Source organism: Pseudomonas asplenii, from assembly GCF_900105475.1.
GTDB lineage: Bacteria > Pseudomonadota > Gammaproteobacteria > Pseudomonadales > Pseudomonadaceae > Aquipseudomonas > Aquipseudomonas asplenii.
In genome coordinates this window covers 3,163,466-3,186,500 of sequence record NZ_LT629777.1, presented here as the reverse complement: position 1 = coordinate 3,186,500, position 23,035 = coordinate 3,163,466, and the positions used below count along the sequence as shown (strand labels likewise).

At 61.5% G+C, this 23,035-nt stretch carries 21 protein-coding genes; 13 read left to right on the top strand and 8 right to left on the bottom strand.

All coding sequences use genetic code 11. The annotated features are described in order from the left end of the window. Positions 1 to 13: 13 nt before the first annotated feature. Positions 14 to 862 carry a formyltetrahydrofolate deformylase gene (purU, locus tag BLU37_RS14620; RefSeq protein WP_010449339.1) on the bottom strand — a complete coding sequence of 283 codons (849 nt, stop codon included), beginning with the start codon at positions 860 to 862 and terminating at the stop codon, positions 14 to 16. A gap of 336 nt (positions 863 to 1,198) precedes the next feature. Between purU and mvaT the strand changes: the two genes are divergently transcribed. Then, entirely contained in the window at positions 1,199 to 1,576 is a 378-nt protein-coding gene (mvaT, locus tag BLU37_RS14615) for a histone-like nucleoid-structuring protein MvaT (RefSeq protein WP_010449337.1), read from the top strand. A 92-nt stretch (positions 1,577 to 1,668) separates the two neighbouring features. Here mvaT and sbcB read toward each other — a convergent pair whose 3' ends face one another. Further along, a complete protein-coding gene (sbcB, locus tag BLU37_RS14610) occupies positions 1,669 to 3,105 on the bottom strand; it encodes an exodeoxyribonuclease I (protein ID WP_090205935.1) in 1,437 nt (478 codons plus the stop codon). A gap of 162 nt (positions 3,106 to 3,267) precedes the next feature. Here sbcB and BLU37_RS14605 point away from each other — a divergent pair, with 162 nt between their 5' ends. Genes BLU37_RS14605 through BLU37_RS14580 form a run of 6 tightly spaced genes read left to right on the top strand, consistent with a single transcriptional unit; the run spans position 3,268 to position 10,010 of the window. Beyond that, positions 3,268 to 3,993, top strand: coding sequence for an RDD family protein (locus BLU37_RS14605; RefSeq protein ID WP_090205933.1), 726 nt, complete (start codon positions 3,268 to 3,270; stop codon positions 3,991 to 3,993). Then, a complete protein-coding gene (locus tag BLU37_RS14600; RefSeq protein WP_090205929.1) occupies positions 3,990 to 4,970 on the top strand; it encodes a stage II sporulation protein M in 981 nt (326 codons plus the stop codon). The genes BLU37_RS14605 and BLU37_RS14600 overlap by 4 nt, the downstream gene beginning before the upstream one ends. After that, positions 4,957 to 6,486: a DUF4129 domain-containing protein gene (locus tag BLU37_RS14595; RefSeq protein ID WP_090205926.1), complete on the top strand. Its 1,530-nt coding sequence runs from the start codon at positions 4,957 to 4,959 to the stop codon at positions 6,484 to 6,486. The genes BLU37_RS14600 and BLU37_RS14595 overlap by 14 nt, the downstream gene beginning before the upstream one ends. Next, positions 6,483 to 7,646: a DUF4350 domain-containing protein gene (locus BLU37_RS14590; protein WP_090205924.1), complete on the top strand. Its 1,164-nt coding sequence runs from the start codon at positions 6,483 to 6,485 to the stop codon at positions 7,644 to 7,646. Before BLU37_RS14595 ends, BLU37_RS14590 begins: the two co-directional genes overlap by 4 nt. Continuing rightward, positions 7,643 to 8,665 (top strand): AAA family ATPase, encoded by a 1,023-nt coding sequence (locus BLU37_RS14585; protein WP_010449326.1) that lies wholly within the window; start codon positions 7,643 to 7,645, stop codon positions 8,663 to 8,665. Before BLU37_RS14590 ends, BLU37_RS14585 begins: the two co-directional genes overlap by 4 nt. Positions 8,666 to 8,678: 13 nt before the next feature. Further along, a complete protein-coding gene (locus BLU37_RS14580; RefSeq protein WP_090205921.1) occupies positions 8,679 to 10,010 on the top strand; it encodes a DUF58 domain-containing protein in 1,332 nt (443 codons plus the stop codon). 10 nt (positions 10,011 to 10,020) lie between these two features. On the opposite strand, the gene BLU37_RS14575 is transcribed toward BLU37_RS14580, so the two are convergent. Further along, positions 10,021 to 10,380: a PilZ domain-containing protein gene (locus BLU37_RS14575; protein WP_010449322.1), complete on the bottom strand. Its 360-nt coding sequence runs from the start codon at positions 10,378 to 10,380 to the stop codon at positions 10,021 to 10,023. Between the two features lie 227 nt (positions 10,381 to 10,607). Then, on the bottom strand, positions 10,608 to 10,982 hold the full coding sequence (locus BLU37_RS14570; protein ID WP_010449320.1) for a tetratricopeptide repeat protein: 375 nt from the start codon (positions 10,980 to 10,982) through the stop codon (positions 10,608 to 10,610). Positions 10,983 to 11,154: 172 nt separating this feature from the next. Here BLU37_RS14570 and pyk point away from each other — a divergent pair, with 172 nt between their 5' ends. The 3 genes from pyk to BLU37_RS14555 all read left to right on the top strand — a co-directional run bounded on the left by pyk (position 11,155) and on the right by BLU37_RS14555 (position 13,339). Beyond that, positions 11,155 to 12,606, top strand: a complete 1,452-nt coding sequence (gene pyk / locus BLU37_RS14565) for a pyruvate kinase (protein ID WP_090205918.1) — start codon at positions 11,155 to 11,157, stop codon at positions 12,604 to 12,606. A 202-nt stretch (positions 12,607 to 12,808) separates the two neighbouring features. Beyond that, entirely contained in the window at positions 12,809 to 12,994 is a 186-nt protein-coding gene (locus tag BLU37_RS14560; protein ID WP_090205915.1) for a hypothetical protein, read from the top strand. A gap of 24 nt (positions 12,995 to 13,018) precedes the next feature. Further along, a complete protein-coding gene (locus BLU37_RS14555; protein WP_019362714.1) occupies positions 13,019 to 13,339 on the top strand; it encodes a hypothetical protein in 321 nt (106 codons plus the stop codon). Between the two features lie 115 nt (positions 13,340 to 13,454). Here the strand turns inward: BLU37_RS14555 and BLU37_RS14550 are convergent, their stop codons facing one another. Together BLU37_RS14550 and BLU37_RS14545 are read right to left on the bottom strand one after the other, a co-directional pair. Continuing rightward, positions 13,455 to 14,393: an iron-sulfur-binding ferredoxin reductase gene (locus tag BLU37_RS14550; RefSeq protein WP_019362715.1), complete on the bottom strand. Its 939-nt coding sequence runs from the start codon at positions 14,391 to 14,393 to the stop codon at positions 13,455 to 13,457. Then, complete coding sequence (locus BLU37_RS14545) at positions 14,386 to 15,492, bottom strand: GGDEF domain-containing protein (protein WP_090210945.1); 1,107 nt, start codon at positions 15,490 to 15,492, stop codon at positions 14,386 to 14,388. Before BLU37_RS14545 ends, BLU37_RS14550 begins: the two co-directional genes overlap by 8 nt. 332 nt (positions 15,493 to 15,824) lie before the next feature. Between BLU37_RS14545 and BLU37_RS14540 the strand changes: the two genes are divergently transcribed. After that, entirely contained in the window at positions 15,825 to 17,348 is a 1,524-nt protein-coding gene (locus tag BLU37_RS14540) for a fumarate hydratase (RefSeq protein ID WP_010449308.1), read from the top strand. A gap of 111 nt (positions 17,349 to 17,459) precedes the next feature. Here the strand turns inward: BLU37_RS14540 and yiaY are convergent, their stop codons facing one another. Beyond that, positions 17,460 to 18,608 (bottom strand): L-threonine dehydrogenase, encoded by a 1,149-nt coding sequence (gene yiaY, locus BLU37_RS14535; RefSeq protein ID WP_010449307.1) that lies wholly within the window; start codon positions 18,606 to 18,608, stop codon positions 17,460 to 17,462. A 153-nt stretch (positions 18,609 to 18,761) separates the two neighbouring features. Between yiaY and BLU37_RS14530 the strand changes: the two genes are divergently transcribed. Then, positions 18,762 to 19,766 (top strand): DUF4917 family protein, encoded by a 1,005-nt coding sequence (locus BLU37_RS14530; protein WP_090205912.1) that lies wholly within the window; start codon positions 18,762 to 18,764, stop codon positions 19,764 to 19,766. A 17-nt stretch (positions 19,767 to 19,783) separates the two neighbouring features. On the opposite strand, the gene BLU37_RS14525 is transcribed toward BLU37_RS14530, so the two are convergent. Further along, positions 19,784 to 20,746, bottom strand: coding sequence for an NAD(P)H-quinone oxidoreductase (locus BLU37_RS14525; RefSeq protein WP_090205909.1), 963 nt, complete (start codon positions 20,744 to 20,746; stop codon positions 19,784 to 19,786). Positions 20,747 to 20,927: 181 nt separating this feature from the next. On the opposite strand from BLU37_RS14525, the gene BLU37_RS14520 reads away from it, so the two are divergent. After that, complete coding sequence (locus BLU37_RS14520; RefSeq protein WP_172833021.1) at positions 20,928 to 23,012, top strand: carboxy terminal-processing peptidase; 2,085 nt, start codon at positions 20,928 to 20,930, stop codon at positions 23,010 to 23,012. Positions 23,013 to 23,035: the final 23 nt, after the last annotated feature.

The window sequence follows — 23,035 nt, the reverse complement described above, 5'->3', positions numbered from 1 at the left end:
CGCCTGCGGGCTATCAGAACACCACAGTCTTGTTGCCGTGCACCAGCACACGGTCTTCCAGGTGGTAACGCAAGCCACGAGCCAGCACCATCTTCTCGACATCACGACCGAAACGCACCATGTCCTCGATGCTATCACTGTGGCTGACCCGAACCACGTCCTGCTCGATGATCGGACCGGCATCCAGCTCTTCGGTCACGTAGTGGCAGGTTGCACCAATCAGTTTCACCCCACGCATCGAGGCCTGATGATAGGGCTTGGCACCGACGAACGACGGCAGGAAGCTGTGGTGGATGTTGATCACTTTGTGGGCATATTCCTGGCACAACTGGGGTGGCAGGATCTGCATGTAGCGCGCCAGCACCACGACGTCAGCGGTGTGCTGCTTGACCAGGCGAGAGACTTCGGCAAATGCCACAGCCTTGTCCTGCGGATTCACCGGTACATGGTAATAAGGAATACCGTGCCATTCGACCATGCTGCGCAGGTCGTCATGGTTGGAAATCACACAGGCGATATCGCAGTCCAGTTCATCGCTGTGCCAGCGGTGCAGCAGGTCGGCCAGGCAGTGGGATTCGCGACTGGCCATCAACACCACGCGTTTTTTCTGCTCGGTGTCGGTGATGCGCCAGGTCATGGAAAACTCTTCGGCGATCGGGGCAAATGCCTCGCGAAAAGCCTCCAGGCCAAAGGGCAGGCTGTCGGCACGAATTTCGTGACGCATGAAGAACCAGCCACTCTGATTGTCGGAATGATGGCTCGCTTCGGTGATCCAGCCGTTGTAAGACGCCAGAAAATTACTGACTTTGGCAACGATGCCAACGCGGTCGGGGCAAGCAATCACCAGCCGGAAAGTGCGCATGAGGGGGAAACTCCAGAACTTCGCAAAGGCCGCCATTCTAGCGAGTACGCAACAAAACTGCAGTATTCCTTGCAAGACCGCCCCAACCCGACACGAGCCAGGCCCGGCCTGAGACACTCGCGAACACTGCGCACGGCAGTTGCGATAGTTTGCCAGGCCGGACGTGCGACTGTTTTCAAGGCACTCAGGCACAACATCTAAAACGGACACATCGGCATTCGAAAAGTTTAAAAAACCAAATGCAACAAACATTATCTTAATTGTTTACTTGTACAGTTTGTCTGACTATTATTAGAGCACTGTCCTGTCATACACGAATCACATAAGGTAGTCCTCATGTCTCTGATCAACAAATATCGCGCCACAGAAGAAGCTATCAAAGAACTGCAAGCCCAGATGGCTGCGATGGAAAAAGACGGCGCCCTGAAAAAAGAAATGGAATTCGAAGAGCAACTGCGCGCCCTGCTGGCCAAGCACGGCAAATCGCTGCGCGATTGCCAACTGATCCTCGACCCGCACGCCAAGGAAAAAGCCCCACGTGGCGCCGCAGTGAAAACTACCGGCACCAAACGTGCGCGCAAGGTCAAACAATACAAGAACCCGCACAACGGCGAAGTCATCGAAACCAAAGGTGGCAACCACAAAACTCTGAAAGAGTGGAAAGCCAAGTGGGGTGGTGATGTGGTTGAAAGCTGGGCCACTCTGCTGGGCTAAGCGAAACACCCGTCGCAGCGCTTTGCGCGACCTTCAAAAAACGCCAGTTCGCTGGCGTTTTTTTATTACCTAAGATTTCTCCTCCCGCGTGTTCAATCCAGCTGAATGTTAAAGCGGGCGCACAAATACTGTGCATGCTGCTGCCATTCCCCCAGCACTTGCGCCTGCTCGGGCGTGGCATTGGGGAAACTGCTGGCGAGTGCTTCGTGAAATTGCGCCAGGGTATTCGGTGCCCCCCAGCTCGCCTCACTCAAGCGCTGCCGGCAAAATTTCCGCCAGCGTTCTTGCTCTTCTTCACTCAAGCTCTCGGGAAAGTTACGGGCCCGATAACGGAAGAGTAATTCAGGCAGGCGCTCATCATCGAAAGGCCACGGCTCCCGAGCCAGTTGCTCCGGTCCACAATTGCGGACTTGTTCACATAACCGACGATCCCGATCGCCGAGAAAACCGTCGTATAACTGCTGCTCCGGGTCTTCGCTGGGAGTGAAGTCCTGCGCCGCATAAATCGCCTGGACTTTATCCCGCCAAACTTCCTGTGCGTCATTGAGTCGCAGGCGATGCGCTTCATAAAGCGCCATGTCCAGGTGCAGACGCTGCTGATCTGGCTCGCGCAAAACATTCATCGGCGCCACCACCGGGCAGCGGTTGACGTGAATCAACTTGAGGGGCACCGGCAATTGCCCATCGGCCATATCCTCGCGGCGCGTGTAGAGATGCCGGCGCAGCGATTCGGCATCGAGTTCCAACAGTGGCTGCGGATCCTCATGCAGGTCGCAGACAATCAGTGCATTGCGGTTGCTCGGATGCCAGGCCAGTGGCAAGACCACTCCCAGGTAATGACGGGCGGCGGAAAAACGCCCGGAAATATGCACCATGGGTTGTAGCAGGCGAATCTGGTCGAGCACCCTCTGCTTGCTGCGCAACTGGAACAGCCACTCATACAACCGCGGCTGGCGCTCACGAATCAGCCGCGCCAGGGCGATGGTCGCCCGAACATCGGACAAGGCTTCGTGGGCGTGACCATGATCGATGCCATTGGCTGCGGTCAGTCGCTCCAGCCTGAGCGTCACCCGCCCATCCTCCTCGGGCCAGACGATCCCCTCCGGCCGCAGAGCGTAGGCGGCGCGCACCACGTCGATCAGATCCCAGCGACTGTTACCGCCCTGCCATTCACGGGCATAAGGGTCGAAGAAGTTGCGATACAGACTGTAGCGCGTCACCTCATCGTCGAAACGCAAGGTGTTGTAACCGGCACCGCAGGTACCCGGCTGCGCCAGTTGGGCGTGCACCCGAGTCATGAAATCGGCCTCATCCAGCCCCTGACTGGCCAGTAGCCCCGGAGTGATACCGGTAATCATGCAGGCTGCCGGGTGAGGGAGAATGTCCTCGCTGGGCCGGCAATAGAGGTTGATCGGTTCGTCGATTTCGTTGAGTTCGACATCGGTACGGATGCCAGCCACCTGCAGGGCGCGATCGCTGCGCGGATTGATCCCGGTGGTTTCGTAGTCGTACCAGAAGAGGGAGGTCACGGCGGACTCCTGAATACCTGAATAAAAGACCGGAGCAGTCTAGGCGCTCGACCACCCCTCGGGCCAGACGCCCGCCATAACTTATCGATGCAACCGGTTACAGGGCTCGGCGAGCAGAGTTCGGTTGCGTCGCCTCGCTGTGCTGGCTAGGATCAGGCGATCATGTGCCAGATCTCACGCCAGACAAGGAATGCAGCGCTGCAAACACCACTGGACACCCGCTACCAGATTGAAACCCCGGAAGGCATCGACCTGCCCCTGCGCCCGGCCGGACTGCCGGTGAGGGCAGTTGCCTTCGCCATCGACCTGGGCGTGCGCGGCATGATACTCGGTGTCCTGCTGTCGTTGCTGGCGCTATTGGACAAGCTCGGCGCCGGACTCGGTTCGATCCTGATGTTCCTGGTCAGTTGGTGGTACATGGTGCTGTTCGAAGTGCTCAATCAAGGTCGTTCGCCCGGCAAGCAACTGATGGGGCTGCGCGTGGTGCATGACGACGGCACGCCGATCGGCTGGTCCGCCTCGCTGACCCGCAATCTTCTACGCTTCGTCGACATGCTGCCGTTCGGCTATTGCCTGGGGGCACTCAGTTGCCTGCAACATCCAACCTTCAAGCGCCTGGGCGACCTGGCTGGCGGTACCCTGGTGATCTACCGCGAACAGGCGGTGACACGCCCCGTCCTGCCTGACGCCACGCCACGTACCGCCGTATTCGCCCTGCGCCTGAACGAGCAGCGCGCCGTGCTGAGCTTTGCCGAGCGCCAGGGCGAACTGTCCGCCGAGCGGGTCGACGAACTGGCTGGCCTGCTGGCACCGGCGCTGCGAGTGCCGCCCTCCCTGGCAGTCACCGAACTGAATGGTATCGCCCGTGGCCTGTTGGGGCCGACATGAAACAGGGTCTTTTCGAAAGCCGCCACCAGCCGGAGTGGCAACGTTTTGGCGAGTTGCTCGAGCAGCTTGAACGCGGCAAGGCCAAGGCCGATGCGAGCACGGAATTTCCCGCGGCCTACCGGCGGCTGTGCAATCAACTGGCTCTGGCTCAGGAACGCGGCTACAGCAGTCATCTGGTCGACCCGTTGCAACAGCTTGCCCTGCGCGGCCATCAGCAGCTTTACCGGCACCGCAGTCGCCTGGGCAGCCAGTTGCTGGGCTTCATCCTGGCCGGTTTTCCCCGTCTGGTACGCCAGCAATGGCCGTTCGTCGTCGCGGCCAGCCTGCTGTTTTTCGGCAGCCTGTTGCTGACCGGCGTGCTGGTCTACCTGTTTCCCGATCTGGTCTACAGCATCGTCAGCCCGCAACAGGTGGCCGATATGCAAAGCATGTACGACCCAGACGCCAGTCGACTGGGGCGCACTGCCGCCAGAGCCTCTAGCGAAGACTGGGCGATGTTCGGCTACTACATCATGAACAACATCGGCATTGCCTTCCAGACCTTTGCCGGAGGCTTGTTGTTCGGCCTGGGCAGTGTGTTCTTCCTGCTGTTCAACGGCCTGACGATCGGTGCGGTGGCCGGCCACCTGACCCAGATCGGCTTCGGCCAGACCTTCTGGTCGTTCGTCATCGGCCATGGCGCTTTCGAGCTGACCGCCATCGCGCTGGCCGGTGCCGCAGGACTGCAGTTGGGCTGGGCGCTGCTGGCACCCGGTCGCCTGACTCGCGGTGAAGCCCTGCGCCTGGCGGCGAAGGCCAGCATCCGCATGATCGTCGGCGTCATCCTGTTGCTGCTGATCGCCGCGTTCATCGAAGCCTACTGGTCATCCATGGTGCGACCGAGCCACCCGGTCAAATACCTGGTGGGCGGCGGCCTTTGGCTACTGGTCATCGGCTACCTGGTCTTTGCCGGACGGAACCGCAATGCGCCTGACTGACGCCAGTGTCGCGATCCGCCCACGCAGCACCTGGGAAGCTATGGACCTGGGCATCCTGCTCGCACGGCAGCACCGTGGCTTGCTGATGACCAGTTGGGCGATTGTCACCCTGCCGGTTTTTGCCTTGCTCAGCCTGCTGCTCTGGGAACACCCGTCGATCGCCATGCTGCTGTTCTGGTGGCTGAAACCGGCCTTCGAACGCCTGCCCCTGCACATCCTCTCCAAGGCCCTGTTCGGCGACACCCCCACGTTGAAACAGGCGCTGCTGGCCTGGCCACGCCTGCTCAAGCCACAACTGCTGGCAAGTCTGACCTGGCGCCGACTGAGCATGAGCCGTAGCTTCACCCTGCCCGTGCAGCAATTGGAAGGACTCGCCGGACAGGCCCGTCAGCAGCGCCTGCAAGTACTGCTGCCGCAGGCGAGCCGCGGTGCCCACTGGTTGACGCTGATCGGCGTGCATCTGGAGTCGGTGCTGTGGATCGGCTGCATGGCACTGTTCTATCTGCTCCTGCCGCGCCAGGTCGAACTCGACTGGGACTGGCAAAAGGTGGTGTTCGCAGCCCAGCACGACTGGTGGTGGCTGGAGCACCTGACCAATCTGTTCTACGCCCTGGTCCTGGTTGCCTGGGAGCCGATTTATGTGGCCTGCGGCTTCAGCCTTTACCTCAACCGACGCACGGTACTGGAGGCGTGGGACATCGAATTGATCTTCCGCCAACTGCACCAGCGTCTGTTGCCGGTCCTGGCCTGCCTGATGATCGCCACCCTGCTGCTCGGCGGCTCCGCCACGAGCATGGCTGCCGAGCCGCCAGCACCGAACAGCCCACGCCTGCTGCAGCAACCGTTGACTAGCCAGCAGGCCCACGACTCGATCAGGACGCTGCTGGATTCGCCACCGTTCAAGAACCGCGAAACCATCACCCGCTGGCGCTTGGCCCAAGCTCCCGAAACACAACCACAAAAGACCGCACCCGGCTGGCTGCAGACGCTGCTCGGCCAACTCGACAATCGCGTCTTCGGCCGGCTGGCCGATGGCCTGTCGGTACTGCTCTGGGGCCTGATGTTTGGCCTGATCGCCTGGCTGGCCTGGCGCTACCGCGACTGGCTACAGACCTTTGTCAGCCGACGACCGAATACGCCGGCAACACCGCGCGCCGATGCCCCGGCCCAACTGTTCGGACTCGACCTGGGCGCCGACAGCCTGCCCGTTGATATCGCCGCCAGCGCCGAAGCGCTCTGGTCCAGCCAGCCGCGCGAGGCCATGAGCCTGCTCTATCGCGGCCTGCTGAGTCGCCTGTTGCATGATTTCCAACTGCCGCTGAAAAGTGCCGATACCGAGGGCCAGGTCCTGGCGCGGATCGCCCACCTGCAGCATCCAGAACTCCAGGTCTTCAGCCAGCACCTCACCCACTACTGGCAGGACCTTGCCTACGGCCACCGTCTGCCACCCGCGCACGTGCAACAGACGTTGTGCGATGACTGGCGCCAGTTGTTCGGTCCAGAGGTGCACCGATGAAGCGCCGCCCGATCGTACTCGGTGCCCTGTTGGCAAGCGTTCTGCTGCTCGGCCTGGGTGTCTACCTCTATCGTCTGGCCGAGCCCTATCCGGTGGTCATCGATCATGGACCTTCGCCCGAGGCCCGTGCCTACCCCTATCTCGCGGCGGAAAACTTTCTACGCGAACGCGGCCTTGAGATCAGGCACACCAACGACCTGCGCATTCTGACCACGCTGGATCCCCGTCACCAGACCCTGATGCTGCTCGGCGAACGCTCGCGCATGACCCCACGCCAGGCCGACCAGTTGCTCAACTGGGCCAGGGCGGGTGGACGCCTGCTGTTTGTCGCCGAAGCCCTCTGGGACCCCAAACAGGGGCGTAGCGGCGACCTGCTGCTGGACCGCGTGCAACTGCGCCAGTCGCTGAGCAAGAACCTCAAGGGTGACGGCCCGGAACCCGAAGACAAGTACTACCCGCAACTGACCCGGATGTACCTGGAGGATGAAGAAGCCCCCGCCTACTTCAGCTTCGACACCGCCTTTCATCTGTCCGACCCGAAGAATCTGGTGCAGTCCTGGGCCAACAGCGCCACCTCCACCCACCTGATGCAGATGAACTACGGACTGGGCTCGATCACTGTGCTGACCGACGCCGAACTCTGGACCAACGCCGCCATCGGTCGCTACGACAACGCCTGGCTGCTCTGGTATCTGAGCCAGGACAGTGCTGTCACCCTGGTATTCAACACCGCCCACGACAGTCTGCTCAGCCTGTTGCTGCGTTATTTCCCCCAAGCGCTGGCCGCGTTAGCCGCGCTGATCGCATTGTGGTCATGGCATGTCGGCCTGCGCCACGGCCCGCTGCAGGCGCCAGCCCCGAAAGCCCGCCGGCAACTGCAGGAACACCTGCGCGCCAGTGCCGACTTCCTGTTGCGCCGCAGTGGTCAGCAGGCCTTGCTGCGGGCCTTGCAACAGGACATCCTGCGCCGTGCCCGCCGACGTCATCCCGGTTTCGAAAAGCTGGCTGTCGCCGACCAATGGCAGGTACTCGCCCGCCTGACGCGCCAACCCACCAGCGCCATCAGCCAGGCCTTGCACCCACGCCCCAAACGGCGACTGTCCAGTGCTGACTTCAGCCGCCAGGTCGCCCACCTGCAAACTCTCAGGAATGCCCTATGAGCGAACACCCAACGGAACCGTCGCCGGCGGTCGAAGTCGACGCCCAAGCCCACGCCCAGCAGCAACGTCAGCGCGCCAGCCAACTGGTCCAGACGGTGCGCCATGAGCTGCAAAGAGCCCTGATTGGCCAGGATGCGGTGATCGACGATGTGCTCACGGCGCTGATCGCCGGCGGCCATGTCCTGCTCGAAGGCGTTCCCGGGCTGGGCAAGACCCTGCTGGTGCGTGCGCTGGCCCGCTGTTTCGGCGGCGAATTCGCGCGGATCCAGTTCACCCCGGACCTGATGCCCAGCGACGTCACCGGGCATGCTGTCTACGATCTGCAGACCGAGCAGTTCAAACTGCGCAAGGGGCCGTTGTTCACCAACCTGTTGCTGGCGGACGAGATCAACCGGGCACCGGCGAAAACCCAGGCAGCCCTGCTCGAAGCCATGCAGGAGCGCCAGGTCACCCTGGAGGGACGCGCCCTGCCCATCGCCCAGCCGTTCATGGTGCTGGCGACACAGAACCCGATCGAACAGGAAGGCACCTACCCCCTACCGGAGGCCGAACTGGACCGTTTCATGCTCAAACTGCGCATGGACTATCCCGCCGCCGAGCAGGAGTTGGACATGGTCCGCCAGGTCACCCGCTCGACCAAAGCCGATATGCTCGACGTGCAACCGTTGCGCAGCGTGCTGCAAGCCAAGGATGTACTGGTCATACAACGGATTGCCAGCGACCTGCCGCTGGACGAGCAGGTCCTCGATTATGCCGTGCGCCTGGCCCGGGCGACCCGCAGCTGGCCTGGCCTGACGCTCGGTGCCGGTCCTCGCGCCTCGATCGCCCTGGTGCGCGGAGCCCGTGCCCGTGCGTTGTTGCGCGGTGGCGAGTTCGTGATCCCGGACGACGTCAAGGGCTGTGCCCTGGCCGTGTTGCGCCATCGTGTGCGTCTTTCCCCGGAACTGGATATAGAAGGCCTGTCGGTCGAGCAGGTGCTGCGGCAATTGCTCGACCAGGTCCCGGCACCACGCCTGTGAGCGGACTCGCGCGATGAAACCTTCACGGTTGCTGCTGGCCTGGCTGGGCGCTTTGCTCGGGCTCGGCATTCTGCTCGGAGCACTCAAGGCGCTGAACGTCGGGCTGCCAGACAGCCTCGATTCGATTGGCTGGGGCCTGCTGCTGGCACTGTTGCTGCTGGCCGCGCTGGATGCGGTCCGTTTGCAGCGCCTGCCTTCGCCCCGCCTGCAACGGCGGGTACCCACCAGCCTGGCGCTGGGCCGCTGGGGTGAGGTGCGCATCGAGTTGCAGCACGATTACCCGAGCGAACTGCGCCTACAGGTGTTCGACCACGTCCCCGAGGGTCTCGGGTTCGAGCACCTGCCGCAAGCCATCGCCTTGCAGCCCGGAGAAAAGGCCGAGCTGGGCTACCGCGTCCGCCCCGTACGCCGTGGACACTTCAGCTTCGAGCGCTGCGAGGTCGAATTGCCGAGCCCGTTGGGCCTCTGGTCCGGGCGGCGTTACCTGACGCTCAGCGATACGAGCCGGGTCTACCCGGATTTCGCCCGTTTCTACGGGGCCCGCTTGCTGGCTGTGGATAACTGGCTCAGCCAGCTCGGTGTACGCCAACGCCAGCGGCGCGGTCTGGGACTGGAGTTCAACCAGTTGCGCGAGTTTCGCGAGGGCGACAGCCTGCGCCAGATCGACTGGAAAGCCACCGCCCGGCAACGCACGCCGATTGCTCGCGAATATCAGGATGAACGCGATCAGCAGATCATCTTCATGCTCGATTGCGGACGCCGGATGCGCAGCCAGGATGGTGAACTGGCGCATTTCGACCACGCGCTCAATGCCTGCCTGCTGTTGAGTTATGTAGCCCTGCGCCAGGGCGACGCGGTCGGTCTGAGCACCGTTGCCAGCGATCAGCCGCGTTTCCTCGCGCCGCTCAAGGGCCAAGGCCTGCTCAACGTCCTGCTCAATGCCGTCTACGACCTGGACAGCAGCCAGCGACCAGCGGATTACCAGGCGGCAGCCAGCCAGGTACTGGCCCGACAAAAACGCCGCGCCCTGGTGGTGCTGGTCACCAATCTGCGCGATGATGACGATGAAGAATTGCTCACAGCGGTCAAGCGCCTGGGCCGCCAACACCGGGTGCTGGTGGCCAGCCTGCGCGAGGAAATCCTCGACCAGCTATGCCAGAGCCCGGTCCAGACACTGGCCGAGGCCCTCGCCTACTGTGGCACGGTCGACTACCTGAATGCCCGGGCCAGCCTGCACGAACGCCTGGTCGCCCACGGCGTCCCGGTACTCGACACCCGCCCGAGCGAACTCGGCGCCGAGCTGGTCAGCCGTTACCTGAGCTGGAAAAAGGCCGGCACCCTCTGAGGCGGGACGGCTACGCCGAGGCCTCCAGCGGGTAGAAGCTGAAGTAGTGCTGCAACGCCTCCACCAGCTTGTGATACGCCTCGGGCGGTTCGTGCAGGACGAAACCGGAGTCGTAATAACAGGGCGTCGCCTCTTCATGGGACCACAGGCAACGGGCATTCAGGTCGATGAACTGAATAGTGTCGTCAGGGCCGGGAAGTTTCAGTTGCAGTTCAAAATCCGCATTCACCAACAACGGCAATTGGCTGATCAGCATCAGCCCCTTGTCAGAAACATTGCCCAGATAACCAATGGGCTTGTCGGTGAAACGGTTGAACACCTTGAGGAAGTACGGCAATTGGTGCCGCTCGATTCGACGGTCGGTAGGCATGTTGATAATCGCTATACAAGACCATTAAGCATGGCCGCGCTAGTGCTTCGGAACAGGACTGACAGGCCCTGCTCTCCCTTGGCCTCGGCGCGACGGCAGTCTATCGCTGCTTCGCATAACCTCTACCGAGCCATGGTTTTCAATTCAAACGAATTGATAAAACTGAAACCATACCCTCGAACTTTAGCTGAAAGCTGGCAGAGAGCCAGTTCTTATTTCATTTGTCATCACAATGGCGCCGGACGCGCCTGCGCGGGTACCGCAGCATCGGTATGCCCCAACTGGCGCAGCGTTTCCAGGCGAGCCTGGGCACGGTAGGCGTACTCGCTGTACGGGTACTGGGTAATGATGAAGCGATAGGTCTGTACCGCGTCGACGAACAACTTCTGGCGCTCCAGGCACTGGCCGCGCAGCATCGACACTTCCGGCTGCACATACTGCCGGGTACGGCTTTCGCGGTCCACCTGGGACAACTGCAGCATCACGTCTTCGCAATTGCCACGGTCATAGGAACGGTAGGCATTGTTCAGGTGGCTGTTCATCGACCAGCGGGTGCAACCGACAACACTGGCTGCCAAGGCTAAAACGAGCAAAATTCGCATGGGTATCTCCTGTTCTTGGCAGTGTATCGACCCGTTGGCGAAAATCTTCAGAGTGTTCGCCAAACAACATATCCGAAAAAAACTTCTTCGCTGAAAAGTAGTGCAAATGAACAATGACTACAGCACGGGACCATAGTAGCCTCTCGTTGCGCTTGAACTCAGGAGTCTCTGCATGTCCGTTCGTCGTACAAAAATCGTCGCCACACTGGGCCCGGCCAGCAACTCGCCGGAAATTCTGGAACAGCTGATTCTGGCTGGCCTGGACGTCGCCCGCCTGAACTTCTCCCACGGCACCCCAGACGAGCACAAGGCTCGCGCCAAGCTGGTCCGCGATCTCGCCGCCAAGCATGGGCGCTTCGTCGCGCTCCTGGGTGACCTGCAGGGTCCGAAGATCCGTATCGCCAAATTCGCCAACAAGCGTATCGAGCTGAAGATCGGTGATCAATTCACCTTTTCCACCAGCCATCCGTTGACCGAAGGCAACCAGCAGGTCGTCGGTATCGACTACCCGGATCTGGTCAAGGACTGCGGCGTGGGTGACGAACTGCTGCTCGACGACGGTCGCGTGGTCATGCGTGTCGAGACTGCGACCGAGACTGAACTGCGCTGCATCGTGACCATCGGCGGCCCGCTGTCGGATCACAAGGGCATCAACCGTCGTGGTGGCGGCCTGACCGCTCCAGCCCTGACCGAAAAGGACAAGGCCGACATCAAGCTCGCCGCCGAAATGGAAGTGGACTACCTCGCAGTGTCCTTCCCACGTGACGCCGCCGACATGGAATACGCCCGCAAGCTGCGCGACGAAGCCGGCGGTACCGCCTGGCTGGTGGCGAAGATCGAACGCGCCGAAGCCGTGGCCGACGACGAAACCCTCGACGGCCTGATCCAGGCCAGTGATGCCGTGATGGTTGCCCGTGGCGACCTCGGCGTGGAAATCGGCGACGCCGAACTGGTGGGTATCCAGAAGAAGATCATTCTGCACGCACGCCGCCACAACAAGGCAGTGATCGTCGCGACCCAGATGATGGAGTCGATGATCCAGAATCCGATGCCGACCCGTGCCGAAGTGTCCGACGTCTCCAACGCCGTGCTGGACTACACCGATGCGGTCATGCTGTCGGCCGAAAGCGCCGCAGGCGCCTACCCGCTCGAAGCGGTGCAGGCCATGGCGCGCATCTGTGTCGGCGCGGAAAAACACCCGACCAGCAAGAGCTCCAGCCACCGCATCGGCAAGGTCTTCGAGCGTTGCGACCAGAGCATCGCGCTGGCGGCCATGTACACCGCCAACCACTTCCCGGGGGTCAAGGCGATCATCGCCCTGACTGAAAGCGGCTACACGCCGTTGATCATGTCGCGGATCCGCTCCTCCGTACCGATCTACGCATTCTCCCCGCACCGTGAAACCCAGGCCCGCGCGGCGATGTTCCGTGGTGTCTACACCGTACCGTTCGATCCGGCTTCGCTGCCACCCGAGCAGGTCAGCCAGGCAGCAGTCGACGAATTGCTCAAGCGCGGCGTTGTCGAACAAGGCGACTGGGTGATCCTGACCAAGGGCGACAGCTACCACACCATCGGTGGCACCAACGGCATGAAGATCCTGCATGTCGGCGATCCGATGGTCTGATTGACCTCACGCAGCACCCAAGCCTCGCCGCATTCTGCCGCGAGGCTTTTTTATTCCCGGTGTGACGCCGGCCAAGCTGCTCAGGCAAATCCTGTAGGCTTTTTCTCTTTTCCCTGTACTGCCCACACACAGCCCTCCAGGCAGGTTAGCCTTGTTCTCAGCAACGATCTGGCAACCAGAATGCAACAGAGAGAGCACACTCATGAAGGATCGAAACAGCCATACCCTGGCCCGCCCCTCCCTGGACCGCCTCATGGACCCGCGCATGATTGGCCCGACGCTGGGCGGCGCCTGTCTGGCCAACATGCTCTTTCCAGGCCTGGTAAGCGCCTTGGCAGGCGCACTGGTGGGAGCATTTGCCGCCTTTCAGACAACCGCAACGCTCTGATCACCCTACCCAAGGAAGGGTTATATGCCATTGGACCAGACCCGCTGCTCGATCCTCATCGGACTGACTTTCATCGCCCTCTATCTGGGACACGCACTTTACCATCGACGACCGGCAGACCTGATCCATGCCGTGATCATCATGACCGCCTCGTCAGGCGTGGTCAGCGCCTTCATTCTGGGGACGCTGGGTTTCTTTTCCAGCAGGGAGGAGTTGGGCATCCTGCAGGAACAGAAAGGCAATCTGTTTGTCGGTGCCCTGGCACTGACCTGGGTCTCGGTCACCTCGACCTATTCAAGTGTCATGCAGCCCAGGCGCCAGGCAAAGTCTCCCAAGCCAAACTGACAAGCGGTCTCAGCGTCTGATCAAGAACCCTGAAAGCGCCGCAGTCGCGCCTGTCATATCGACTTTCTGGTCATGGGCTCTGCACTCGCGCAGAGCGGACGATGCAAGGCAGGACTCAACCGCGCTGCACGAACACGTCGGCCAATAGCTGATTACGCGGCAACCCAGCCAGGTACAGACGCCGGGCAAAGGCTTCGACACTGGCCGGAGCACCACAGAGCAGAGCCAGGGTTTGCCGGGAGGCGACCCGCAGTTTCGCCAGAAATTCCGGCAGCTCGGTAGCACTCAGGCACTCGACCGTCAGATTGGCATGGCTAGCGGCCAAGGCCGCCAGCTCGGTAGCCAGGTAATGCTCGCTACGGTCATGAGCCAGGTGTACCAGCCGCAAAGGCCCGCCATGTCCCTGCCGCAAAGCCTCACGCAGCACGCCCCACAACGGCCCAAGACCGGTACCGGCCGCCAGCAGCCATAGTGGCCTGGCGTGCCAGTCGGGGTCGTAGTGCAAGGCACCACCACGCAACTCCCCGAGACGAATCACTTCACCCACACTGAAACGCCGGGCCGCGTCGCAGAATTCGCCGGGCTGGCGGCAATCGAGATGGAATTCCAGATAACGATCTTCCTGCGGCAGGCTCGCCAACGAGTAGGGACGCGCCACGCCCTGTGGCGTCCACAGCACCAGGTGCTGACCAGCACGATAACGCAAGGCATGTTCCGCAAGAACGCGCAGGCGCAGTACCGTCGGACTCAGCCAGTCGACCCCTGTGATATGGGCCAACATACCGTCACGCCGGGGATCGAAGACTTCCAGATGCAAGTCCTCATGCACCTGACACTGACAGGCCAGACGCCAACCACGCTCACGCTGCTCAAAGCCGAGGGCATCGGGCTGACGATCCTGCGGCTCACCCCGCAGGCAGTGGACCAGGCAGGCGTGACAACTCCCGGCCCGGCAACTGTAGGGAACGCTGACCCCGGCCTGATTGAGGGCATCGAGCAGATTGCTGCCCGCAGCCACCGACCAGACCCGCTCGCCAACACGCAACTCAGGCATCGCTGAGTTCCCAGGCGGCACAACAATGATTGCGGCCATCGCGCTTGGCGCGATAGAGCGCCTGGTCGGCACGCTGCAAGGCAGCGTCGAGATCGTCGCCCTCGCAGATCAACGTCATGCCCACCGACAGGCTCAGGTTGCCCACCGCCAGTTCCCCCAGATCGACCTGGCTAAAAGCCTGGCGCAAGCGTTCACAACAAGCGGTCAGGCGATCCGGATCGGCGTTGGGCAGCAATAGCACGAACTCCTCTCCCCCGTAACGCGCCAGCACATCGCCCTCGCGCACGCAGCCACCGGCCACACGGGCAAAAGCCTGCAATACCTGATCGCCAGCCGCATGCCCGTGGACATCATTGATACGCTTGAAGTGATCGAGGTCGATCAACGCCAGGCCATGTACCGTGTCTGGCTTCATCAATTCCAGCTCGCGGGACGCCAGGCGCAGGAAATGCCGACGGTTGTACAGGCCGGTCAACTCATCGGTGGCCACCAGGTCTTCCAACTGGCGCATCATGCCGCGCAAGGTGTCCTGGTGCGCCTGCAAGGCGAAGCGCCGCTGACGCATGCGCAGACGCGACGCCTGCACGTAGCTCGCATACAGGCACAACCAGGCCAGCACCACGAACAGCACGCCCACCTGCAACGCCGCCAGCCCCGGATCAGGCAGGCGCAACTGATAACCTTCCCAGAGATTGAGTGCGGCAAAACTGAAGAACACCAGCACCGCACAGCGCACAAATTTGCGCCGAGGCAGATGAAACAGGCCGAACAACAAGACCAATGGATAGAACACCAGGAACGTGCCGCGCGCATGCTCAAGACTGGCCATCATCCAGGTCTGCCAAGCGAGCCCCAGCAGCACCTGGAATTCGGTCAGGCTGGGGTCACGAAAACGCAGGTTGCGACCGCTGAAAAACAGCCAGCCGAGCACAACCTGACTGGCCACCACCAAACCGGTAGTGACCAGACCCATGGTCACGCTGGCACGGTAGTAGCCGGCAAGAATCGCCGCCCAGACCAAAAGCAATGCCAGCACGTAGGTGCCGGCAGCCAGGCCAAAACGTTTGCGTAAAAGACTCTGTATGGCTTTATGGGTCAATCTATGACTCACCGTGCGCTGAGGGCTCATGGGACTTCCTTCCCGTACAGGCCACTTGCCACTCTAGTGATCCGGATCAAAAATGACCATTCAATTTTCCAACTTATACAGCCTTTATCATACGTCCACGCAAGAACGGTGCCGACGATCACCCGACCATGGTTTGTCCACGGACGGATGTGCCCGACAGCCTGGCAGGTTATACTGCCGCGCCTTTTTTGTGCCGGTCACGCGTGTCCGGCTTGCCTCAAAAGATGTTTTCGACAGACCAGATGTAAAAGGTCGCAAACACCTTACTTAAATGTTCCCGTCTTTATAGAGGAGCGCGACCCATGACCGTGATCAAGCAAGACGACCTGATACAGAGCGTTGCTGACGCCCTTCAGTTCATTTCCTACTACCATCCCGTGGATTTCATCCAGGCCATGCACGAGGCCTACCTGCGGGAAGAGTCGCCAGCCGCCCGTGACTCCATGGCGCAGATCCTGATCAACTCGCGCATGTGCGCCACCGGACACCGGCCAATCTGCCAGGATACGGGGATTGTCACCGTATTCGTCCGCGTCGGCATGGACGTGCGCTGGGACGGTGCCACCATGGGCCTGGACGACATGATCAACGAAGGCGTGCGTCGCGCCTACAACCTGCCGGAAAACGTCCTGCGCGCCTCGATCCTGGCCGACCCGGCCGGCAGCCGCAAGAACACCAAGGACAACACCCCGGCGGTCATCCACTATTCCATCGTCCCGGGCAACACCGTGGAAGTGGACGTGGCGGCCAAGGGCGGCGGTTCCGAGAACAAGTCGAAGATGGCCATGCTCAACCCGTCCGACTCGATCGTCGACTGGGTCCTCAAAACCGTCCCGACCATGGGTGCCGGCTGGTGCCCACCGGGCATGCTGGGCATCGGCATCGGCGGTACTGCCGAGAAGGCGGCGGTGATGGCCAAGGAAGTGTTGATGGAGTCCATCGACATCCATGAACTGAAAAAACGTGGCCCGTCCAATCGCATCGAAGAAATGCGCCTGGAACTGTTCGAGAAGGTCAACCAACTGGGCATCGGCGCCCAGGGCCTGGGTGGCCTGACTACCGTGCTCGACGTCAAGATCATGGACTACCCGACCCACGCCGCGTCCCTGCCGGTGTGCATGATCCCCAACTGCGCCGCCACCCGCCATGCGCACTTCGTACTCGACGGCTCCGGCCCCGCCGTGCTGGAAGCACCACCGCTGGATGCCTACCCGGAAATTGTCTGGGAAGCCGGCCCGTCGGCTCGTCGCGTCAACCTCGACACCCTGACGCCGGAAGACGTACAGAGCTGGAAGCCGGGCGAAACCGTCCTGCTCAACGGCAAGATGCTCACCGGTCGCGACGCCGCGCACAAGCGCATGGTCGAAATGCTCAACAAGGGCGAAACCCTGCCGGTGGACCTCAAGGGTCGTTTCATCTACTACGTCGGCCCGGTTGACCCGGTGCGTGAAGAAGTCGTCGGCCCTGCCGGTCCGACCACCGCCACGCGCATGGACAAGTTCACCCGCCAGATCCTCGACCAGACCGGCCTGCTCGGCATGATCGGCAAGTCCGAACGTGGCCCGACCGCCATCGAGGCGATCAAGGAACACAAGGCCGTCTACCTGATGGCCGTGGGTGGCGCTGCCTACCTGGTGGCCCAGGCGATCAAGAAATCCAAGGTCGTCGCCTTTGCCGAACTGGGCATGGAAGCGATCTACGAGTTCGAGGTCAAGGATATGCCGGTGACCGTCGCCGTCGATGCCAAGGGCGAGTCGGTGCACATCACCGGCCCGGCGATCTGGCAGAAGAAGATCAGCGACAGCCTGGCAGTGGAAGTGCAATAAGCCCTTTCGTTGCAGGTATGAAAACGGCCCGGTTGATCCGGGCCGTTTTTTTGCCCGGAAAAAGATTCCGGGCAACGACCAGTGGCCTGTACAAAACAGCCACACCGGCCACTAGAACGCGTTGCGGAAGATCTCCTCGATCTGCCGCTGATCCGCCACCCGCGGGTTGGTCAGGCCGCAGGCATCCTTGAGAGCATTGGTCGCCAGTACCGGGATGTCTGGCAACTTGGCACCCAGCTCGCGCAGGCCGGCAGGGATTTCCACATCCCTGGACAGGGAACGAATCGCCACGATGGCAGCCTGGGCGCCCTCCTCCGGGCTCAACCCGGCAACGTCGGAGCCCAGCGCCCTGGCCACATCGCTCAGGCGTTGCGGGCAGACCGAGGCGTTGAACGTCTGCACATGGGGCAACAGCACGGCATTGCACACACCATGGGGCAAGTCATAGAAACCGCCCAACTGATGCGCCATGGCATGCACATACCCCAGGGAGGCGTTGTTGAACGCCATGCCCGCGAGGAACTGCGCATAGGCCATGTTTTCCCGAGCCTTCAGGTCGGCACCGTCGCGCACCGCCAGCCGCAGGTTGGCGCTGATCAGCTCGATGGCCTTGATCGCGCAGGCATCGGTGATCGGCGTCGCCGCCGTCGACACGTAAGCCTCGATCGCATGGGTCAGCGCATCCATGCCGGTCGCCGCCGTCAGGCCCTTGGGCATGGCAACCATCAGCGCCGGATCGTTGACCGACATCAGCGGCGTGACATTGCGGTCGACGATAGCCATTTTCACGTGGCGCGACTCGTCGGTAATGATGCAAAAACGGGTCATCTCGCTGGCGGTACCGGCGGTGGTATTGATCGCCACCAACGGCAACTGGGGTTTGGCCGAGCGGTCGACACCCTCATAGTCACGGATGTGCCCGCCGTTGGTGGCACACAGGGCGATACCCTTGGCACAGTCGTGGGGCGAGCCACCACCCAGCGACACCACGAAATCACATTTGCCCTCCTTGAGGGCCGCCAGGCCCTGCTCGACATTGGCAATGCTCGGGTTGGGCTTGGCGCCGTCGAAGATCAGCGAATCGATATCGCGTACCGCCAGGGCATCGGCGATGCGTGCCGCCACACCCGCCTTCGCCAGTCCGTTATCGGTCACGATCAATGCCTTGCGAAATCCCTGGTTGCGGATAGCGTCCATCGCTTCGTCCAGGCAATCGATGCCCATGATATTCACGGCCGGAATGAAAAATGTACTGCTCATGGCGAATCCTCTTGGCATTGACCGGGGCTGCCTGCCCCGCGATGAGCACAGCATCGACCGCCTGCCTCATCGTGTTGTTGATCTGGCTCAATGCCCGGTCGTGATAAAGTCGCCGTCTGTCCACCTTCTGCCTTGAGACGACGAATAGCGATTATGGAATTCCAGGAATTTGACGGCGAACTTGAAGACTGGAACGCCATGCGTGCCGACACCCCGTTCACCGGCCTGTTGATCGGCAACGGCGCAAGCCTGGCGGTGTGGCCCGGTTTTTCCTATGACTCCTTGTTCGAGAACGCCCAGCACACGAAAAATCGTCCGCTGGGGCTGAGCGAACTGGCCGTATTCAAGGCCCTGGAAACCAGTAACTTCGAACAGGCGCTCAGCGCACTGAAGAGCACCATCAAGGTCAACGCCGCGCTGTCCATCAGTTCGTCGTCGCCGCGCAATCGCTACTTCGCCATCAAGGAAGCGCTGATCCATGCCGTGCGCGCGGTACACATTCCCTGGAAGCGGGTGCGGCCCGAAAGCCTGGCGCTGATCAACACCGAACTGGGTCACTACCGTACGCTCTATTCCAGCAACTACGACCTGCTCAACTATTGGGCGATCATGCAGGCCCCCCAGGCGTTCCAGGATCTGTTCTCGAGCGACGAGGCGACGTTCGACCTGGGCCACACCGAGACCCAGGGGACGCGGATTCTGTACCTGCACGGCGGCTTGCACCTGGTGAAGAACCTCGATGGCAGCACGCGCAAGCTGCTGTCGTCGGAAAGCACCCTGCTGGGCAGCTTCGCAGTCAACGCCCTGGGCGACGTACCGTTGTTCGTCAGTGAGGGCAACGCCGAAGACAAACTCAAGGCGATCCGTCACTCGGACTACCTGTCGTACTGCTACGGCCAGCTATGCCAACATCAGGGCGCCCTGTGCATTTTCGGCCACAGCCTTGGCGAGCAGGACCGGCATATCGTCCAGGCCCTGCGCGACGCAGGCATCAAGACCCTGGCGATCTCGATCTACCCACGCAGCCAGGCATTCGTCCAGCACCAGAAGCGCCACTTCGCGAAACTGTTCGCCGGCCATGGGGTGACCTTGCGCTTCTTCGATGCCAAGAGCCACCCACTGGGCAGCCCCGAACTATTGGTCACGCCTGAAGACTGAAGCGAGCCCCACAAGGGTCAGACCAGGGACTCGTCGATCACCAGCACCAGCTTGCCCGCCACCTGGTTGCCGGCCAGTTCGGTGAACGCCTGCTCGGCATCGCGGACCGCAAACACCTTGGCCAATTGCGGGCTGAGGCGCTTATCGGTAAACAGCGGCCAGACATGCTGATTCAGATCGCTGAGCAGATCGGCCTTGAATTGCGCGTCGCGACTACGCAAGGTCGAGCCCAGCAACTGGATACGCTTGGCCAGGATCTTCGCCAGATCGAGCTGGGTTTCCCGCCCGCCCATCAGGCCAATCAGTACCCACCGCCCGTCAGCTGACAAAAGTTTCACGTTGAGGTCGGCGTAGTTCGCGCCCACCGGATCGAGGATCACATCGAACGGCGCGAAATCGTTCAGGCCATCGATATCGTCACCGCGTATCGCCCCACCCTGGGCGCCCAGCGCCTCGCAATAGGCCAGCCGCTCAGCCGACCCGACGCTGACCCAGCAGGGGTTGCCGAAGGCCTTGCACAACTGGATAGCCGCCGAGCCGACACCGCTGGCACCGGCATGCAACAGCACTTTTTCACCCGGCTTGAGCCCCGCCAGTTGGAACAGATTCAGCCACGCCGTGGCGTAGACCTCAGGCAGTGCGGCCGCTTCGACCAGGCTCAGGCCCTCGGGCACCGGCAGCACATGGCGACCGTCGACCACCACTTCCTCGGCCATGCCGCCACCGGCAAGCAGCGCACAGACCCGATCGCCGACCTGCCAGGACGAACCGGCGCCCACTTCGACAATCACCCCGGAACACTCCAGGCCCAGCACCTGGCTGGCACCCGGCGGGGGCGGATAGAGCCCGGCCTTCTGCAACAGATCGGCCCGATTCAGCCCCGCAGCCGCCACGCGAATGCGCACTTGTCCCACATCACAGCCCGGATTCGGCTCTTCAAGCCACTCCACCTGACCTTCAACGCCTTGCAATGCTTTCACAGTGCCTCCATAGTGAGTCTGGACTGAGCCCGGAGCAGTAGCACCGGGCTTTCTTGCATTATGCGACCGGTCCGAGGTCCGTGCGAAACCCACAAAAGCGGTTTGGCACGTAGTCCCACGGAACCGGCGACTTTAAAGACGGCCTAATATGCGTGATCAATTGTCCCCGCGTCGACTCAGCATGAAGCATTTGTTCCCCGGCACTGCACTTGCCCTTTTCATCGGCCTTGGCGTTTCCACGTTCTCGGGCAACACGTTCGCAGCCAATAGCTGGGACAATCTTCAGCCCGACCGTGACGAGGTGATTGCCAGCCTGAACGTCGTCGAATTGCTCAAGCGCCATCACTACAGCAAGCCGCCGCTCGACGCCGCACGCTCAGTGATCATCTACGACAGCTATATCAAGTTGCTCGACCCGTCGCGCAGCTACTTCCTGGCCAGTGACATCGCCGAGTTCGACAAGTGGAAGAGCCAGTTTGGCGACTTCCTCAAGAGCGGCGACCTCAATGCCGGTTTCACCATCTACAAGCGCTACCTGGATCGGGTCAAGGGTCGCCTGGACTTCGCCCTCGCCGAACTGAACAAGGGCGTCGACAAGATCGACTTCAATACCCACGAGACCCTGCTGATCGATCGCAAGGATGCTCCGTGGCTCAAGAGCACCGCCGAACTCGACGACCTCTGGCGCAAACGCGTCAAGGACGAGGTACTGCGCCTGAAGATCGCCGGCAAGGACTCCAAGGCGATCCAGGAACTGCTGGTCAAGCGCTACAAGAACCAGCTGGCGCGCCTGGATCAGACCCGTGCCGAGGATATCTTCCAGGCCTACATCAACACTTTCGCGATGTCCTACGATCCGCACACCAACTATCTGTCTCCAGATAGCGCGGAAAACTTCGACATCAACATGAGCCTGTCCCTTGAAGGCATCGGCGCCGTGCTGCAAAGCGACAACGACCAGGTCAAGGTCGTACGCCTCGTGCCATCGGGCCCGGCCGACAAGACCAAGCAGGTTTCGCCGTCCGACAAGATCATTGGTGTTGCCCAGGGTAACAAGGAAATGGTCGACGTGGTCGGCTGGCGCCTGGATGAAGTGGTCAAGCTGATCCGCGGTCCGAAGGGCTCCGTGGTCCGCCTGGAGATCATTCCGGCGAGCAACGCACCGAACGACCTGACCAGCAAGATCGTCTCCATCACCCGCGAAGCGGTCAAGCTCGAGGACCAGGCCGCGAGCAAGTCGATCCTGCACCTCAAGCAGGATGGCAAGGACTACAAGCTCGGGGTGATCGACATTCCAGCCTTCTACCTGGACTTCAAGGCGTTCCGTGCTGGCGATCCGAACTACAAGAGCACTACCCGCGACGTCAAGAAACTGCTCGGTGAGCTGCAGAAGGAAGGCGTCGATGGCGTGGTCATCGACCTGCGCAACAACGGCGGCGGCTCCCTGCAGGAAGCCACCGAGCTGACCAGCCTGTTCATCGACAAGGGCCCGACCGTGCTGGTGCGTAACGCCGACGGCAAGGTCGACGTGCTGGAAGACGAAAACCCCGGTGCCTTCTACAAAGGCCCGATGGCGCTGCTGGTCAACCGCCTGTCCGCCTCGGCCTCGGAAATTTTCGCCGGCGCCATGCAGGACTACCATCGTGCCTTGATCATCGGTGGCCAGACCTTCGGCAAGGGCACCGTGCAGACCATTCAGCCGCTCAACCATGGCGAACTGAAACTGACCCTGGCCAAGTTCTATCGCGTATCCGGGCAGAGCACCCAGCACCAGGGCGTACTGCCGGACGTGGATTTCCCATCGATCATCGACACCAAGGAAATCGGCGAGAGCGCACTGCCGGAAGCCATGCCGTGGGACACCATCCGTCCTTCGATCAAGCCGACAGCAGATCCGTTCAAGCCATTCCTGGCGCAGCTCAAGGCTGATCATGAAGCCCGTGCGTCGAAGGATGCGGAGTTCATCTTCATCCGTGACAAGCTGGCACTGGCCGAGAAGTTGCTGAAGGAAAAGACCGTGAGCCTGAACGAGGCCGAACGTCGCGCCCAGCGCAACGATATCGATGCCAAGCAACTGGCCATGGAAAACGCCCGTCGCAAGGCCAAGGGTGAAGATGCGCTCAAGGAACTCAAGAAAGAGGACGAAGACGCTCTGCCACCGGACCCGGACAAGAAAACCAAGCCGGAAGACGACGCCTACCTGAGCGAAACCGGGCGTATCCTGCTGGATTATCTGCGTCTGAGCAGTGCAGTGGCCAAGCATTAAAAGATGATCGCAATTTAGTTTGA